This is a genomic window from Frankia sp. AgB32 (genome assembly GCF_023243045.1).
Lineage (GTDB): Bacteria > Actinomycetota > Actinomycetes > Frankiales > Frankiaceae > Frankia.
The window spans coordinates 1-15,508 of record NZ_JALKFX010000002.1 but is presented as its reverse complement, the minus strand read 5'-3'; the positions used below and the strand labels follow the sequence as shown (position 1 = coordinate 15,508).

General features: G+C 73.9%; 15 protein-coding genes. 4 read left to right on the top strand and 11 right to left on the bottom strand.

Features of this window, described 5'->3' with window-relative positions:
• On the bottom strand, positions 1–1,332 hold a 1,332-nt coding region (locus MXD60_RS01030; RefSeq protein ID WP_248816800.1), incomplete at its 3' end, for a serine/threonine-protein kinase.
• A 332-nt stretch (positions 1,333–1,664) separates the two neighbouring features.
• Between MXD60_RS01030 and MXD60_RS01025 the strand changes: the two genes are divergently transcribed.
• Positions 1,665–1,847, top strand: a complete 183-nt coding sequence (locus MXD60_RS01025; protein WP_248816798.1) for a hypothetical protein — start codon at positions 1,665–1,667, stop codon at positions 1,845–1,847.
• A 147-nt stretch (positions 1,848–1,994) separates the two neighbouring features.
• Here MXD60_RS01025 and MXD60_RS01020 read toward each other — a convergent pair whose 3' ends face one another.
• Positions 1,995–2,390, bottom strand: coding sequence for a cold-shock protein (locus tag MXD60_RS01020; protein ID WP_248816796.1), 396 nt, complete (start codon positions 2,388–2,390; stop codon positions 1,995–1,997).
• 251 nt (positions 2,391–2,641) lie between these two features.
• On the opposite strand from MXD60_RS01020, the gene MXD60_RS01015 reads away from it, so the two are divergent.
• Positions 2,642–2,887 carry a hypothetical protein gene (locus MXD60_RS01015; protein ID WP_248816794.1) on the top strand — a complete coding sequence of 82 codons (246 nt, stop codon included), beginning with the start codon at positions 2,642–2,644 and terminating at the stop codon, positions 2,885–2,887.
• A gap of 49 nt (positions 2,888–2,936) precedes the next feature.
• Here MXD60_RS01015 and MXD60_RS01010 read toward each other — a convergent pair whose 3' ends face one another.
• Positions 2,937–3,587 carry an HAD family hydrolase gene (locus MXD60_RS01010; protein ID WP_248816792.1) on the bottom strand — a complete coding sequence of 217 codons (651 nt, stop codon included), beginning with the start codon at positions 3,585–3,587 and terminating at the stop codon, positions 2,937–2,939.
• A 111-nt stretch (positions 3,588–3,698) separates the two neighbouring features.
• On the opposite strand from MXD60_RS01010, the gene purS reads away from it, so the two are divergent.
• Positions 3,699–3,971, top strand: coding sequence for a phosphoribosylformylglycinamidine synthase subunit PurS (purS, locus tag MXD60_RS01005; protein WP_248816790.1), 273 nt, complete (start codon positions 3,699–3,701; stop codon positions 3,969–3,971).
• Between the two features lie 264 nt (positions 3,972–4,235).
• Here purS and MXD60_RS01000 read toward each other — a convergent pair whose 3' ends face one another.
• From MXD60_RS01000 to MXD60_RS00980, 5 genes are all read right to left on the bottom strand, one after another.
• Complete coding sequence (locus MXD60_RS01000) at positions 4,236–4,586, bottom strand: rhodanese-like domain-containing protein (RefSeq protein ID WP_248816788.1); 351 nt, start codon at positions 4,584–4,586, stop codon at positions 4,236–4,238.
• 16 nt (positions 4,587–4,602) lie between these two features.
• The gene (locus MXD60_RS00995) at positions 4,603–5,481 is read right to left on the bottom strand and encodes a DNA-formamidopyrimidine glycosylase family protein (protein ID WP_248816786.1); all 879 of its coding nucleotides are present in this window, start codon (positions 5,479–5,481) and stop codon (positions 4,603–4,605) included.
• 31 nt (positions 5,482–5,512) lie between these two features.
• Positions 5,513–6,373 carry a 1,4-dihydroxy-6-naphtoate synthase gene (locus MXD60_RS00990; RefSeq protein ID WP_248816784.1) on the bottom strand — a complete coding sequence of 287 codons (861 nt, stop codon included), beginning with the start codon at positions 6,371–6,373 and terminating at the stop codon, positions 5,513–5,515.
• A gap of 36 nt (positions 6,374–6,409) precedes the next feature.
• On the bottom strand, positions 6,410–7,390 hold the full coding sequence (mqnB, locus tag MXD60_RS00985) for a futalosine hydrolase (RefSeq protein ID WP_248816783.1): 981 nt from the start codon (positions 7,388–7,390) through the stop codon (positions 6,410–6,412).
• 422 nt (positions 7,391–7,812) lie between these two features.
• Positions 7,813–9,441, bottom strand: coding sequence for an MFS transporter (locus MXD60_RS00980; RefSeq protein WP_248816781.1), 1,629 nt, complete (start codon positions 9,439–9,441; stop codon positions 7,813–7,815).
• 289 nt (positions 9,442–9,730) lie between these two features.
• Between MXD60_RS00980 and MXD60_RS00975 the strand changes: the two genes are divergently transcribed.
• Positions 9,731–10,840 (top strand): DUF3027 domain-containing protein, encoded by a 1,110-nt coding sequence (locus tag MXD60_RS00975; RefSeq protein ID WP_248816779.1) that lies wholly within the window; start codon positions 9,731–9,733, stop codon positions 10,838–10,840.
• Between the two features lie 73 nt (positions 10,841–10,913).
• Here the strand turns inward: MXD60_RS00975 and purL are convergent, their stop codons facing one another.
• The 3 genes from purL to MXD60_RS00960 all read right to left on the bottom strand — a co-directional run bounded on the left by purL (position 10,914) and on the right by MXD60_RS00960 (position 15,452).
• Positions 10,914–13,235, bottom strand: coding sequence for a phosphoribosylformylglycinamidine synthase subunit PurL (purL, locus tag MXD60_RS00970; protein ID WP_248816777.1), 2,322 nt, complete (start codon positions 13,233–13,235; stop codon positions 10,914–10,916).
• A gap of 274 nt (positions 13,236–13,509) precedes the next feature.
• The gene (locus MXD60_RS00965; protein WP_248816775.1) at positions 13,510–14,439 is read right to left on the bottom strand and encodes an ABC transporter substrate-binding protein; all 930 of its coding nucleotides are present in this window, start codon (positions 14,437–14,439) and stop codon (positions 13,510–13,512) included.
• A gap of 377 nt (positions 14,440–14,816) precedes the next feature.
• A complete protein-coding gene (locus tag MXD60_RS00960) occupies positions 14,817–15,452 on the bottom strand; it encodes an ABC transporter permease (protein ID WP_248816773.1) in 636 nt (211 codons plus the stop codon).
• Between the last annotated feature and the right edge of the window lie 56 nt (positions 15,453–15,508).

Here is a 15,508-nt window from a genome sequence, read left to right as displayed (position 1 = left end):
GGGGGGCGGGGGGGGGGGGGGGGGGGGGGGGGGGGGGGGGGGGGGGGGGGGGGGGGGGGGGGGGGGGCCCCCCGGCCCCGCAGCCGGGTTTCCCGCCGGCTGCTGGCTGCCGGGCTGTTGCGGACCGCGGAGCTGCTGCGAGTTTCCGGGAGGCGGGGGGTTCCTGGGTGGCTGTGCGTTTCGGACGGGCAGCTGGCCCCGGAGGGGCTGCTGGTCCCGGAGGGGCTGCTGGTCCCGGAGCGGCGGGGGGCTCGCGGGCTGCGGGGCATAGGGGCCGCCGGGCGAGCGGACCTGGCCGGGGGCGCGCCCCGGTGGTATCGCGGCGTCGGGCCGCGCCGGGCCGGCGCCATCCCACGGTGGGCGGCGGGGCACGGCGGAGCTTGTCGGGCCGCCCCGGCCCGGCGCCGGCCGGGGCACCTCGCCGGTCCGGTTGAGCAGCTCCTCCACCTGGCCGATCGCCGGCCCGGCCGGGTCACCGTCGCGCACGGGTGGCTGGGCGACGAGTCGCAGCAGCAGCTCGCGGGCGCTCGGCCGGTCGTCCGGGTGCTTCGCCAGGGCCGCGCTGACCAGCCCGACCAGCGGTTCCGGCAGCCCGCGCAGGTCCGGCGCGGAGCCGACGATCCGCATGCCGAGATCGATGTCCGACCCCTCGCCGAACGGATGCCGGCCGGTTCCGGCGTAGGCGATGAGGATGCCCCAGGCGAAGACGTCCGCCTCCGGGCCGATCGGCTGGCCGTGGACCTGCTCGGGCGCCATCCAGCCCGCCGACCCGAAACCCCAGGCGGTGGGCTTGGCCTTGGCCCCCTCCAGGGCCTGGGCGATACCAAAGTCGATCACTCGTGGCCCGGACAGGGAGAGCATCACGTTGCTCGGTTTGAGGTCGCGGTGGACCAGGCCGGCGCTGTGGATGGCGGTCAGCGCCGTGGCCACGCCGACCGCGAGCCCGGTGAGGGTCGAGGAGGCCAGCGGACCGGTCTCGACCTGCTCGTCCAGGCGGACGCCGTCGATGAACTCGGTGACCAGGTACGGCGCGGGCGCGTTCGGGTCGGCGTCGAGGACCTCTGCGGTGCAGAAGGGGGCGACCCGGCGGGCGGACTCGACCTCGGCCCGGAATCGGCGGCGGAACTCCTCGTCCGCCGCGAGGTCCGGTCGGATGACCTTGACGGCGACCCGTCGACCGGCGGCGTTGCGGGAGAGGTAGACGGTCCCCATCCCGCCCACGCCCAGCCGACTGATCAGGGTGTAGGGACCAACGGACCGCGGTTCGTGGGGGTTGAGCGGCGCGCCGGGGTCGCTTCGGCGGGTGTTGCGACCCGCGCCGTCGTCGGCCATGGTCAGCACCGTACGGCGGTGATCACGACCGCTGCCTGCTCGTCACACGAATGCCTCTCAGCTCCCGATCCGACCCACGCTCCCGCCGCCACCGTCCAACGCCGCCGCCGCAGTCCACGCCGACGCTGCGTGCCGTCTCAGTTCGCAGTCTGCCGCACCGGGGACGGTCATCGGCACGCACGGGCTGTCCGGCTGCCTTTCGGGTCGCCTGGCCGACAATGTGTTGCCATTCGCGGCCGCCGCTGGAGTGAAATGAGGCATCGTGAGCGGATGGTGGATATGTGCGGAGCGGGCGCGCGGGCCTCTCGCCGCCAACCGGCGGCGGCGACCGGATGAGCACGGCTGCCGGCGGCGGTGCGTCCCGGGTGAACGGCCCGTGGTTGCTGTGTCCCTGGTGCGACGGACACGTCCCGCTCACCCACCTCGTGCCCTCCGACGACGAGCCGGGCGCCCAGGTCGCGGTGTGCAGGGGCTGTGGCCGGCGGGTGAGCTTCCTGCCGCCGACCGAGCCCTGATCGCCAGCCCCGGGCACCCACCCCGGGGATCCCGCCGTGTCCGGATGGTCCCCGTTGCGGGCCTGTCCGCCGTCCCCGGAGAATCCGGCGGGACCGTCGGCGCTGGCGGGACCGTCCGTCGCTGAAAGGACTCCGTCGCTGAAAGGACTATGCCTCCAGTTCACTGGCGACGGCGTGCACGACCTTGGCGACGCGCTGCGCGATGCGCCGCTCCGGGTAGCGCCCGCGGCGCAGCTCGCGCTGCACGTCGTCGAGCATTTTGATCATGTCTTCGACCATGCTGTGCAGCTCGTCCGGGCTGCGGCGGGCAGTCTGCGTGGCTGATCTGGCGACCGACGGCGGGGCGGACAGCACCCGGACCGACAGCGCCTGATCCCCCCGCCGACCGGCGGCGACGCCGAACTCCACCCGGTCACCTGGCTTCAGTCGCTCGACGCCGGCGGGCAGGGCTGCCTTGTGGACGAAGACGTCGCCGCCGTCGTCACGGCTGAGAAAGCCGAAGCCCTTGTCAACGTCGAACCACTTGACTTTGCCGGTGGGCACGGGCGACCTCGTTCTGAGTGACGACTGGACAACGCGACGAAAGCTGCGGGAATCCAAGGCTATCCGTCAGCCGCAGCACGCGCGGGTCTTCGGTAGCGATCGGCGCTCGGTCGGACCTCGCGCGTGACGACGCGCGCGATCGTCCCGTCCGGATCGTCGTGTTATCCGGGAGGCGGCCTGGGCATGCCTGCTGCTGACGCTGAGCTGGCCACCCGGACCGGGGGCCGGCGCCCACTGGCAGGAGGTGTTCGATGTCCAAGCTTGAGCAGGACGAGGCACGTAGCCCGGAGGACTTCCGTACCCGGGACGACTTCGAGGCGGCCGAGCAGGGTCGGGCCCGAGACGAGGCGGTGGCCGGCGCCGACGCCGGACCGGACGACCCGGAGGCGAGCCGTGCCGCCGACGGGCTGACCGTCACCGAGAGCGAGGCGGCGAGCTACCGCGAGCACGTCGAGCGCGGCGCGAACCAGCAGGGCGAAGGCGCTCCCGTCGTCTGACGCCGCAGGCACGGACGGTGCGCCGCCGATGGCGGTCCCCGCCCCGCGGTCAGGCCGCCGGCCCCCGGCCGGTCCGGCCTGCCGCCGCCGACGCCAGCCACGGCGGGAACTCCGCCAGCCGGCCGAGCACCACCTGGGCCCCGGCGGCGCGCAGGTCCGCGGCGGAGCACGGGCCCGTCGCGACTCCGACGGCAAGCGCGCCGCCCTCGCGGGCCCCGACCATGTCACCGGTGTGATCGCCGACGTAGACGTCCACCCGGTGGGCCAGCAGGGCCGCACCCTTCCCGGTCGCGAAGCGGGCGCCCTCGACGACGTCGGCGGCAATGCCGATGCGCGTCAGACTGGCGTGGGCGAGGGCGGTGCTCTTGGCGGTCACCACGACCACCCGTCCGGCGATCCGGCGCACGGCGGCGACCGCCTCCGCGGCGCCGGGCATCGGCAGGGACGCGGGCAGGGCGTGGACCGCGTACAACTCGCGGTAACGCGCGGCGCGGGACGGGACCTCCGCGGCCGGGAACCATTGCGCGAGCTCGGTCTCGAGCAGCGGGCCGAGCCGGGACACCACGAGGTCGGCATCGACGGGCACGCCCGACTCGCTGGACAGCGCCGCCATGGTCGCCCGGATGCCGGCCCGGGCGTCGAGCAGGGTCAGGTCGAGGTCGAATCCGACGACCGGGGTCGAACCGCGCCATGGCGTCACGAGAAGAGCCTAGGCGGCCGCGAGGTGTCGCCTCGGGCTGGCCGACGCGGCGCTCCGGACGCGGGCGAAAACGCCGCCTGCCGGGCCGCCGGGCCGGTAGTGTCCGCGGATGTGACCAGGGTTGTGGTGGATGTGATGCTCAAGCCGGAGATCCTCGATCCGCAGGGGCAGGCGGTGCTCAGCGCCCTGCCGCGGCTCGGGGTGAGCGGCATCGTCGGGGTCCGCCAGGGCAAGCGGTTCGAGCTGGAACTGGCGGACGGTGTCGAGCCGGACGGCGCGGTGCTCGCGCGGGTCGAACATCTCGCCGCGACGCTGCTCGCCAACCCGGTGATCGAGGACTACGAGGTGCGGGTCGAGCGGACGGCGGACTCGGGCGCCCGCTAGGCCGTGTCCGGCCGATCATGCCAGGGGCAGCCGGACCCCGCCCCCTTCACAGCGACCGGCCGGCAGCGCGGCGGGCCCCTTCGCGCGGGCACACCGGGCACCGGGCCCCGCAGAGCAACCCACCACAAGCGCGCCCGGTCCCTCCCAGGGACAGCCGGATCCTTGACCGCTACTCCCCGCAGCGAGGCTGCGTGGCTGAGGAGGTCTGTGGTCGCTTGTCATGGACAAAAGATCGCCCGGACACGACCTGGCCCGGCCCGGCGCTCACAGGACGGTGGGCGCGGTCCCACCGTCGCTGACCATGGGGCGGCCCCGGGCGTGCCAGCCGAGCATGCCGTCCGTCAGGTTGCGGGCCTGCCAGCCGCCCTGCACGAGATAGCTGGTGACGGCGGCGGACCGGCCGCCCGAGCGGCAGACGATGACGACGTCCTGCCCGCGGGGCACCTCGTCGAGTCGGTTGACGAGATCGCCCATCGGGATGTGGACGGCGCCGGCGATGTGCCCGGCGGACCACTCGTCGGGTTCCCGCACGTCCACCAGCGTCGGCGCGCTGGCTACCGAAATATCAACAGGAAGGTCGTCGACGTTGACGGCCGGGATCTGATCAGAGCTCACGCCGTCATCCTGCCATCTACCTGAGCAGCCGGGACAGCCTGCGGTCCGCGAGTGTCCGCCCGCCGGTCTGGCAGCTCGGGCAGTACTGCATCGACCGGTCGGCGAACGACACCTCCCGGATCGTGTCGCCGCAGCGTGGGCAGGGCAACCCGGTCCGGCCGTGAACGGACAGATTCGCTTTCTTCTCCGCCTTGAGCTCACCGGCAGCGAGTCCGGAGGCCGCCTGCCGGGCGTCGGTGAGCACACCGACGAGCGCCGCGTGCAGCTGCGCCGCCTCCGCCGCGGACAGTCCGGCGGCCGGCCGGTACGGCGACATCCGCGCCGACCACAGCGCCTCGTCGGAATAGGCGTTGCCGACGCCGGCGAGGCGGGCCTGGTCGGTCAGCACGCCCTTGAGCTGGCTGCGCCCGGCGGCGGCGAGGATCTCCCCGAGCGCCTCGACGCTGAAGGCCGCGCCGAGCGGGTCCGGGCCGAGCCGGGCGATACCCGGCACGTCCGCCGGGTCCCGGACGAGGTAGACGGCCAGCCGCTTCTGGGTGCCGGCCTCGGTGAGGTCGAACCCGGCGCGGTCGTCGAAGGTCAGCCGCAGCGTGAGCGGGCCCCGGCCGGGCCGCGCGGGCGCCGTCGGCTGGGTCGCCCGCCACCGCAGCCATCCGGCCCGCGCCAGATGGATGACCAGGTCAAGGGGCTCCCCGGTGTCGGTGGCGAAGACGAGGTCGAGGAACTTGCCGTGCCGGCGCACCGCCGCGAGCGCGCTGCCCCGCAGCGCCGTGATCGGCGGGTCGAACGTCTTCAGGGCACTGACGGTCACGGGTTCGACCCGGTCGACGACGCGGCCGAGGGCGGTGTCCCGCAGGAACACGGCGAGGGCGTCGACCTCCGGCAGTTCCGGCATGAGCGCAGTGTCGCACCCGCGGCGGCCCAGGTCAGCGCAGTGGGCCGGGCAGCTTCGGCACGAGGTCGGCGTCGGCGGCGCGGGCGAGCAGCGTCTCGATCGCGGCGAACCCCTCCTCGCCGAGATCCAGGCTGAACTCGTTGACGTACAGCTTGATGTGCGCGTCGACGACGTCGGGGGCCAGTTCCTGGGAGTGCTCGAGGACGTAGGCGGCGCTCGCGGCCGGGTCGGCGAAGGCGGCGGCCACGCTCGCCCGCACTGCGGCGGACAGCGCCGGCCCGTCCAGCTCGCGGCGGGCGAGGATCGCGCCCAGCGGGATCGGCAGCGACGTCTGCTCCTCCCACCAGTCCCCGAGGTCCGCGAGCGCCGTCAGCCCGAAGGACGGGTAGGTGAAGCGGGACTCGTGGATGACCAGGCCGGCGTCGTACCGGCCGTCCCGCACCGCAGGCATGATCTGCTCGAACGGCAGCACGTCGATGCCGGCCACCCCGCGCTCCGCCGCCCACAGCCGGAACAGCAGGTACGCGGTGGTGCGGCGGCCGGGGATGGCCACCCGGGCACCGCGCAGGTCGGTGCGCCCGGCGGTGAGGACCAGTGGTCCGCAGCCGCGCCCGAGCGCACCGCCCGAGGTGAGGAGCTGGTAGTCGGCGAGCAGCCAGGGCAGTGCGGCGTAGGAGACCTTGATCAGGTCGTCGCGGCCGTCGGCGGCCCGGGAGTTCAGCACGTCGATGTCGGCGAAGGTGACGTCGACCGTGGGCGCGCCCGGCACCAGCCCGTGGGCGAGGGCGTGGAAGGCGAACGTGTCGTTCGGGCACGGCGAGATGGCCAGTGACAGCGGCTGGCTGGCCGACAAGTCCGTGTCCTGCTCGGTCCGCGCCTCGCTGACACTCATCCGGACTCCTCCAGCCGCTGGGTGGCCATCCCGCGCTCAGCGGGTGCCGTTGCTGCCGTTGCCTCCGTGCGGGGGACCGCTGCCCAGCGTGGCCGACCCCGCGCCCGAGGCGGTGGCCGGCTGGGCGACCAGGCCCTCCGGGTGCGCCACCAGCGCGGCGGCGGCCGTGCGCAGACTGGCCAGCGCGGCCGGCAGGTTCCAGGCGGCCCGGTCGCGGCGGCCGACGGGATTGCTCACGGCGCGGATCTCCGCGGCGGGAACGCCGTAGGCCTGCGCGGCGAGCGCCACGGCATAGCCTTCCATCGCTTCGGCCACCGGGTCCAGCCGCTCGGTCAGGGCGGCGGCCCGCCGCTCCGTACCGGTCACGGTCGAAACGCTGACCACGGTACCCGTGATGACGCGCCGGCCGGTGGCGTCGAGCACCAGGCCGAGCCGGGATGTCAGGTCAGCCTCCGGCTGGACGGTGGACGAGCCGAGCCCGAGCTCGTCCAGGGTGAGGAAGGCCCCGTCGGCACCGCGACCGCCGTGCCCGCGGTGCGTGGGCGCGCCGGTGCTGTGGAAGCCGAGGTTGCGGTCGAGCTCGCTGATCCGCTCGGTGGGCTGCGCCGGCTCCTCGTCGACGCCGGACTCGGCGCCCAGGTCCGCGGCGACGATGCGATCGGCGACGACAAGATCGCCGATCTCGGTCCAGCCGCGGAAACCTCCCGCGACGCCCATCGTCAGCACCAGGTCGAACGGCTGGCCGGCCGCGCTCGCGACGGCCAGCGCGGTCGCGGCGCCGGCCGCGGCGGCCGGGCCGCCGGTGCCGGCGGCGAGGACCGTGACGGGCCCGCGGCGCCGTCCCACGTAGGGGCCCAGGGTGGAGGTGGTGAGCAACTGGCGATCCCAGTCGGGCGACACGAGGTTGCCCGGGCTGGCCGGCAGTCGGGTCCGACCACGCGACCAGCTACCCATCAGCCCCGCGCACACCGCGTCCGCCTCGGCGGTCACCGCGGTGACGATCAGGGTTCGACTCACGACCGGGTCCGGATCATCGATTGGCATGTCCTAAGTCCGCCGTCCCCGTAGATGTCTGTCGGTCCGATTCGCAGAATGCCACCGCACCGGACGGCAAGGTTACGGCGCGGGGTTTTGTTTGTGGTGCAAATCGGACTTGTTGCCGGACTTTAGCATCACGGACGACAGTGCGTGGCGCCGATGGCGGTGCGCGGCACGCCGTGCGCGTTGCGTGGGCTGCGCAGGTGATAACGGGGGTACTCGCGTTGATACGCCCACGGGATCAGGCCCGGCGGTGCCAGGTAGTGCGCCCGGCCATCCTCCGACGTGCCCGGTTCGTCGAGCAGCGGTAAACACCGGAGCGGGATGGCGACGATTGTCGGCCGGGGGAAAACAACGGGTGTCCGCGATCGATGACGAATCGACCTGGGCACGCTCGACCCTCAGCCCCGACGGCGGCCGAGACCGCGCCGGGGTCGGGACCCGTCCGGGCGGGTCGGATCCTCCAGGGTGGGCGGGATCGGCGCCGGTGCCCGTCTCTCGGTGGCCGGGACCGGCGCGGCCACGACGGCGGTGTCCGGCCACTGGTCGGCGGGCTCGCCGACGATCTCCGGCGCGGCGGCCTGCTCCGACTGGCCGTAGGCGTCCGCCGCCACGGCCGAATCCGGCGGGAGGCCGGCGGTCGGTTCACGGGCGAGCGCCGGTTCCAGCGGCTGATCGGGGACGGGAGCCATCGCCGCGGCCGCGGCGCCGAGCGGGGCGACGGGATCCGCCCATGGGGTCGGGCTGGACCACCGCCGGTCCCGGGCCGCCAGCCGGGACCGGCGCAGGGCGCCGGCCTGGAGGACCAGAGTGAGGCAGACGGCGGCCGCAGCCAGCGCGAACCCCGCGGAACCGGGCAGCTCCACCAGCCCGCACGCGCCACCGGCGACCCACGCGAGCTGCAGGGCCGTCTCCGAGCGGGCGAACGCCGAGTTGCGGGTCGTCTCCGGTATATCGCGCTGGAGGATGGCGTCCAGCGCGAGTTTGCCCATCGATCCCGCCATCGTGGCCAGCAGCGCCGCGACGAGCGAGGTGAACCGGGTGTAGGTGACGGCGGCGCCCAGGCAGCCCCCGGCGGCCATCACCAGGGCGAGCATCAGGATGCCCTCGGGCCGGCGCCGGCCGAGCCGACCGCCGACGAACACCCCGAGCCCGCTGCCGACGCCGGCCGCGACGGCGAGGCCGCCGAGCCAGAGGTTGTTGCCACCCTTGGTACGCAGCAGGAAGGCCAGATAGAAGGTGAGGAACCCGACCAGTCCGCGCAGCACCAGGGTGGCCCGCAGAGCGACCGGCAGGGCGCCGAGCGCGGCTCGAAACCGCGCCCGCAGCGCCGGTCGACCACTGCCGGCCAGCGCGTCGGCCCGCAGCGGTTGTTCGCCGGCGGCCGAGTCGACCGTTCGTGGCAGGTTGAACGCCAGCAGCACCCCGATCATGTAGACGATCGCGCAGAGGCGCAGCACCCACGGGTAGCCGACGAACGGGATATGCGCGATACCCAGCCCCAGCGGGGCCACGACCGCCCCGGAGACGATGTTGACCAGTGAGATTCGCGAGTTGACCTTGACGAGGGTGAGGCCGGGCGGCGCCACCCGTGGTGTCACCGCGCTGCGGGCGACGCCGAACGCGCGGGAGAGCACCAACAGGCCGAGCGCCAGCGGGTAGACGGCCAGCCCGGTCAGCGCCCCGGCCAACTGCCAGGCGAGCAGCCCACGGCCCAGGCAGATCGCGGCCAGCGCGGTCCGCCGGCCGTGCGCGACCCGGTCGAGCAGCGGACCGACCACCGGCGCGAGCAGGGCGAACGGCACCATCGTGATCAGCAGGTACATCGCGACCTTGGACCGGGCCTCACCGGAGGGCACGGAGAAGAACAGCGATCCGGCCAGCGCGACGGTGACCAGCGCGTCCCCGGCGGCGTTCACGAAGGACAGCTCGGTGAGCGCGGACAACCCGGTCCGGCCGGAGTCCTCGCCGCGCACGCTCGAGCGCGCCCGGCGCAGGCCGTTCGAGATGCCGCTGCCCAGGTTCACCATGCCGAGTGTCCTCGTCCCAGGCCCGACGGCCTCGCAGGCGGGTTCCGACCGGGGGTCACACGACTCTCACCGGTGCTCCTGCGACCTTGTCGGGCGGTGCCGGTGTCCGTGGGTGAGAATACGTTGCGTGGATGCTCCAGAGGTTCGTTCCACCATGACCGAGGCGTCCCCCGCGTCGAGCGGCGCGGCCGACGCCCACGTACCCACCGGCGCCGACGGGTACGAAGGGGCGGATCGCGCGGAGCCTACGGCGGGTGTGGCGACCCAGGGCAGCACGGAGGTTACAGAAGTGACAACGGCGACAGCGACCAGGTCCGAATCGACCGCAACGGCGGCCGCGGGATCGGCGGTCGCGGAAACGGCGGTCGCCGAACGCGGGGCGGCCGATCCGGCGAGCGTCGATCCGGCGAGCGTCGATCCGGCGAGCGTCGATCCGGCGAGCGTCGATGCGGCGGTGGCTGAGGCGGCCGACGTCGAGGCGGCTGAGACCGAGGCGGCTGAGACCGAGGCGGCGGCACCGGCCGGGCGAGCCCGGTCAGCGCGAGCGACGCGAGCTTCGCGGGAGACGGCGGTCGACGCGACCTGCGCGGCGGCCGTGGATCTCGCCCGCGCCGCCGCCGTGGAGGAGGCCGGCGAGGAGCAGGCGGTCGGCGAGCACCTCGGCGTCGAGGCCGAGAGCGATCGGATCGTGCTGCACCGCTTCGCCTGCCTGACCCCCGCCTACCGGGGTTGGACGTGGACGGTCGTCGTCACCCGCGCCTCCCGGGTGCGCCGGGTCACCGTCGACGACGTGGTCCTCATCCCCGGGGACGACGCGATGCTGGCGCCGGAGTGGGTGCCGTGGTCGGAACGGCTGCGGCCGGGTGACGTCGGCGTCGGCGACCTGCTGCCGACGGCGATCGACGACCCCCGGCTCGCGCTGCGGGTCGAGGACGTCGAGGAGCTCGTCGACACCGACGAGTATGTCGAGCTCGGTCTGGGCCGGTCCCGGGTGCTGTCGCCGACCGGCCGGGAGGATGCCGTCGAGCGCTGGTACGCGGGGGAGGCCGGCCCCGACGCGTCCATCGCGAAGGTGGCGCCGGCAGCCTGCCTGACCTGTGGTTTCCACGTGCGCCTCGCGGGCGTGCTCGGCCGGATGTTCGGGGCCTGCGCCAACGAGCTCGCCCCGGACGACGGCCGCGTCACCGCCATCGACCATGGGTGCGGCGCGCACTCCGAAGCGCTGGTCGCGCCGAGCGCGCATCCGGAGCCGGTCGTGTACGACGAGGACCCGTCCGACCTGGCGCCGACGGACGTCGAGCTGCTCGGTGTGGCCGCCCACCCGCCGGGTTCGGTGGCCGACGCCGGACCCGAGGACCAGACCGACGCCGGGGGCCCCGAGCCGTACGGCCACTCCTGATCTCAGGCCGGCAACGCCGGCATCGAGGGCGGACAGCCAGCGGGGGCGGCGGCCGGCCGCCCCCGCCGGTCGGTCAGGTGGTCTGGCCGAACAGGGCGGGCAGGGTGCCCTCGTGGGCGGTGCGCAGTTCGTCCAGGCCGACGGCGAAGGCGTCCCGCACATCGAGGGTGTCGCCGCCGACGACTCCGAGGCGCTGCCACGGCAGCCCGCGGGTCGTGCACAGCTCGGCGAAGCGGGCCTGCGCGGCGCTCGGCACGGCGACGACGGCGCGCGCCGTCGACTCGCTGAAAAGCTCGACGAACAGGTCCGCCCCGGCAGCCAGCTCGATTCGGGCGCCGCGTCCGCCCCGCAGGCAGGACTCGACGAGCGTCTGGGCCAGGCCGCCGTCGGACAGGTCGTGGGCGGCGCTGAGCAGACCCTCGCGGGAACCGGCGACGAGAACCTCGCCGAGCAGCTTCTCCCGGGCGAGGTCGACCGCCGGCGGTGCGCCGCCGAGGTGGCGGTGGGTCACCCAGGCCCACTCGGAGCCGCCGAACTCGTCCGCGGTCTCGCCCAGCAGGATCAGTGCGTCACCGTCGCCGGTGAAGCCGATGGGGGTGCGGCGGGCCACGTCGTCGAACAGGCCGAGCACGCCGATCACCGGCGTGGGATGGATCGGCGTCGCGCCGGTCTGGTTGTAGAACGACACGTTGCCGCCGGTGACCGGCAGCCCCAGGCGCCGGCAGCCGTCGGCGAGGCCCGCGCACGCCTCGGCGAACTGCCACATCACCTCGGGATCCTCCGGGGATCCGAAGTTCAGGCAGTTCGTGACGGCGATCGGCTCCGCGCCGGCGGCGCTGACGTTGCGGCATGCCTCGGCGAGGGCGAGCTGCGCCCCGGCGAACGGGTCGAGTCGGGCGTAACGGCCGTTGCCGTCGGTGGCCAGCGCGATGCCGAGGCCGGTGTCCGCGGACAGCCGCAGCACGCCGGCGTCCTCCGGCTGGGCCAGCACGGTGTTCGCCTGGACGTACCGGTCGTACTGGTCGGTGACCCAGGCCCGGGAACACAGGTTCGGCGAAGCGATCAGCCGCAGCAGGGTTTCGCGCAGCTGCTCGCCGGTGGTCGGCCGGGCCAGGCGCGCCGCGGCCGGGGTGTCCGCGCGGACGAGGTCGAGATCGGCGGGGCGGCGGATGGGCCGTTCGTAGACGGGGCCGTCGTCCGCCAGCGAGCCGGGCGGGACGTCGACGACGACCTCGCCGTGCCAGCGAATGACAAGACGGCCGCTGTCGGTGACCGTGCCGATCCGGGTCGCGATCACTCCCCAGCGTTCCGCGAGCGCGAGCACCTCGGGCAGGGACTGCGGCGTGACGATCGCGAGCATGCGTTCCTGGGACTCGCTCGCGAGGACTTCCGGCGGGCTCATCGACGCCTCGCGCAGCGGCACCAGTTCGAGGTCGACGTCCATGCCGCCGGGCTGGCCGGTGGCGATGCCCGCCGCGGTCGTCTCGGTGAGCGCGCAGGTCAGGCCCGCGCCGCCGAGGTCCTGGATGCCGGTGACGAGGCCGCGGTCGAACAGTTCCAGGCAGCTCTCGATGAGGATCTTCTCGGTGAACGGGTCGCCGACCTGCACTGATGGCCGCCGCGCCGGGCCGCCACCCTCGTCGAAGGTGGCGGACGCGAGCACGGACACGCCGCCGATGCCGTCCCGACCGGTCTTCGCGCCCAGCAGAACCACCGCGTTGCCCACCCCGGTGGCGGCCGAGGTCTGCACCCGGCTGACCGGCATCACGCCGACGCACAGGGCGTTGACCAGGGGGTTTCCTGCGTAGGTGGGGTCGAAGACAACTTCGCCGCCGATGTTCGGCAGGCCGAGGCAGTTGCCGTAGCCGCCGATGCCGGCGACGATGCCCGGCAACGTCCGGGCGGTGTCGGGGGCGTCGGCGTCGCCGAAACGCAGCGGGTCGAGCACGGCCAGCGGGCGCGCGCCCATGGTCAAAATGTCGCGGACGATGCCGCCGACGCCGGTCGCCGCGCCCTGGTAGGGCTCGACGAAGCTCGGGTGGTTGTGCGACTCGATCTTGAAGGTGACCGCCAGGCCCTCGCCGACGGCGACGACGCCCGCATTCTCCCCCATGCCCACCAGCAGCCGGTCCGTGGACGGGGTGTCCTTGAACTGCCGCAGGTGGATCTTGGAGGACTTGTACGAGCAGTGCTCACTCCACATCACCGAGTACATCGCCAGCTCGGCGTCGGTGGGGCGGCGGCCGAGGGTGGCGACGATCCTGCCGTACTCGTCGTCGGTGAGGCCTAGGTCGCGATAGGGCTGCTCGGCGGCGTCCGCAGCGGCCGTGGCGGCGTTGGCCGCCGCGCCGGTCGGGTCGGAGGTGGCCGTCGGAGCGGTCGGGTTGCCGGTCACCCCCCCATCCTCGCGGATTTCGCCAGCGTGTGGACCCAGAGCTCCGATCGAGGCGCCATCCGCGTGGCGCGGGACACACGGATCGACAGCGGGCGCCCGGCTCCTGGGAGTCCGGGCGGCGGGGGGCGGGGGCGGCCGGGGGGGGGGGGGGGGGGGGGGGGGGGGGGGGGACCGGCGGCGCGGGACACTGGGTCGCAGCGGGGGGCCCGGGCTCGGGGCCGGCCCGGCGGTTGGCGCACGCACAGGGGGGCGGGTCCGGGTGAATGGCGAAGGGTCAGCTCAGCAGGCCCTTGTCCTTGAGGAAGGCCCGCGCGACGTCGGAGGGCTTCTCGCGCTGCGCGTCGACCTTCTTGTTGAGCTCGGCGAGGTCGGCGGTGGTGAGCACCGGCGCGAGGGCGTTGAGCGCGGCGGAGATCTTCGGCGTCAGCGACTTGGTGTTGACGATCGGGACCAGGTTGTCCGCGTTCTGCAGCTTCTTGTCGTCGGTCAGCGTGACGAGGTCGTAGTCGCTGACGGTGGCGTCGGTGGTGAGGACCAGGCCGAGCTGGGCGGTGTTGTTCTTGACGGCGGCCTTCGTCTGCGGGGTGTCCACCCCGGTGCGGACGATCTCGCTGATCCTGATGCCGTAGGTCTTCTCCAGCCCCGGCTGGCAGAACGGCCGGCTGGCGCACTCCGGACCGGCGGCGATCTTGACAGTCTGGCCGCTGGCGCCCAGGTCGGACAGGGTGCGCAGGTGGTGCTGGGCGGCGAACGACTTGCTCACCGCGAACGCGTTCTGGTCGACCGCGGCGGCCGGGTCGAGCACCGTCAGGCCGTCCCCCTCGGCCAGCGGCCGCAACGCGGCCAGGGACTTCTGCAGGTCGGGGGAGGAGACCGAGGGCGCGGTGGAGCCGTGGACCTTGGTGTTGAGCAGGTCCGCGTACGTCGCTACGTACTGCGGCATCGCGTCGACCGTGCCGCTCTCCAGCGATGACTGGGCGAGTTCGGTCTGCTGCACCGAGGTCCGCTCGACCTTGTACCCGGCCTTCTCCAGCACGGCCGCGTACATCTCGGCGAGTATCTTGCTTTCGGTGAAGCCGGCGTCGGCCACGGTGAGCGAGCCCTCGCTCGTCGAGCCCGACCCGGACCCGGAGCCGCTGGTGTCCGAGCCGCAGGCGGCCGCCGTCAGGGCCAGGGCGACCAGCGCCGCGATCCCCGCCAGCACGGCCTGCGGGCGGGGCCCGGGCCCCCCGCGCGCGCCCCCCCCCCGCGCGGCGGGGGGGGGGGCGGGGGCCCCCCCCCCCCCCGGCGCGGCGCCGCGATCCGGTCGCTGCTGCTTCGTCAGTCACGTTGATGTCCCACCGTTCGTCATTGCCGGTTCGTGGTCGCCCTGGCGCTGCTCGACCGTCGGTGCGTGCCGGCACGCGTTGCCGCGATCGCCGACGGTCCCACCCTCGCACTCGGGTCTGACAACTTCCGGACGTCCCGGACACATTCCTGGAGGCGGGTACATCGCCGCAACCCAAACGACATAACTAACAGCGACAAGGTGGACAATAGGTCGCCCTGGGCGAGCGGGTGCCGCAGATCCGCCTGGCGAGGTCAGCGGGTGCGGGCGGGGGCGGTCCTCGGCCCGCTCGACACCAGCCGGGCCACGGCGAACAGGATCCCGTCCACGGCCAGCGCGAGCGCCGCCACCAGGATCGCGCCACCGACGACCTGGTCATGGCGGTTGTTGGCCAGCCCGTCGACGACGAACCGGCCGAGGCCGCCGCCGCCGATCAGCGCCGCAATGGTCGCCGTGGCCACCACCTGCACGGCGGCCAGCCGCAACCCCAGCACGATCATTGGTGCCGCCAGCGGCAGCTCCACCCGGCGCAGCAGCTGGGCGCCGGACATGCCCATGCCCCGAGCGGCCTCCTTCGCCCCCGGATCCACCTCGCGCATTCCGATGTAACTGTTGGTGACCAGCGGCGCGATCGCGAACAGGGTCAGCGCGACCACCGTCGTCGTGTCGCCGATGCCGAGCGGGCCGATCGCCAGCAGGACCAGCACCGCGAACGTCGGCACGGCCCGGCCGACGTTCGAGATGTTGATGGCGAGGGTGCCGCCCCGGCCGAGATGGCCCAGGCCGATGGCCACGGGCAGTGCCACCGCGCAGGCGATGCCGACCGAGGCACCGGTGAGCAGCAGATGCTCGGTGAGTCGGGTGCCGATCCGTTGCGAGTCATGAAGCATGAGTAAGCCTCTGCCTCGCAGCCGTCGTCGACAGGACGGCGCTCCCGGTCTGACCC

Excerpts from the sequence above, each read along its gene's own strand:
- MXD60_RS01025 (WP_248816798.1), top strand. The coding sequence starts at position 1,665 with ATGAGCACGGCTGCCGGCGGCGGTGCGTCCCGGGTGAACGGCCCGTGG.
- MXD60_RS01015 (WP_248816794.1), top strand. The coding sequence starts at position 2,642 with ATGTCCAAGCTTGAGCAGGACGAGGCACGTAGCCCGGAGGACTTCCGT.
- MXD60_RS00995 (WP_248816786.1), bottom strand. The coding sequence starts at position 5,481 with ATGCCGGAACTGCCGGAGGTCGACGCCCTCGCCGTGTTCCTGCGGGAC.
- MXD60_RS00990 (WP_248816784.1), bottom strand. The coding sequence starts at position 6,373 with ATGAGTGTCAGCGAGGCGCGGACCGAGCAGGACACGGACTTGTCGGCC.
- MXD60_RS00980 (WP_248816781.1), bottom strand. The coding sequence starts at position 9,441 with ATGGTGAACCTGGGCAGCGGCATCTCGAACGGCCTGCGCCGGGCGCGC.
- MXD60_RS00960 (WP_248816773.1), bottom strand. The coding sequence starts at position 15,452 with ATGCTTCATGACTCGCAACGGATCGGCACCCGACTCACCGAGCATCTG.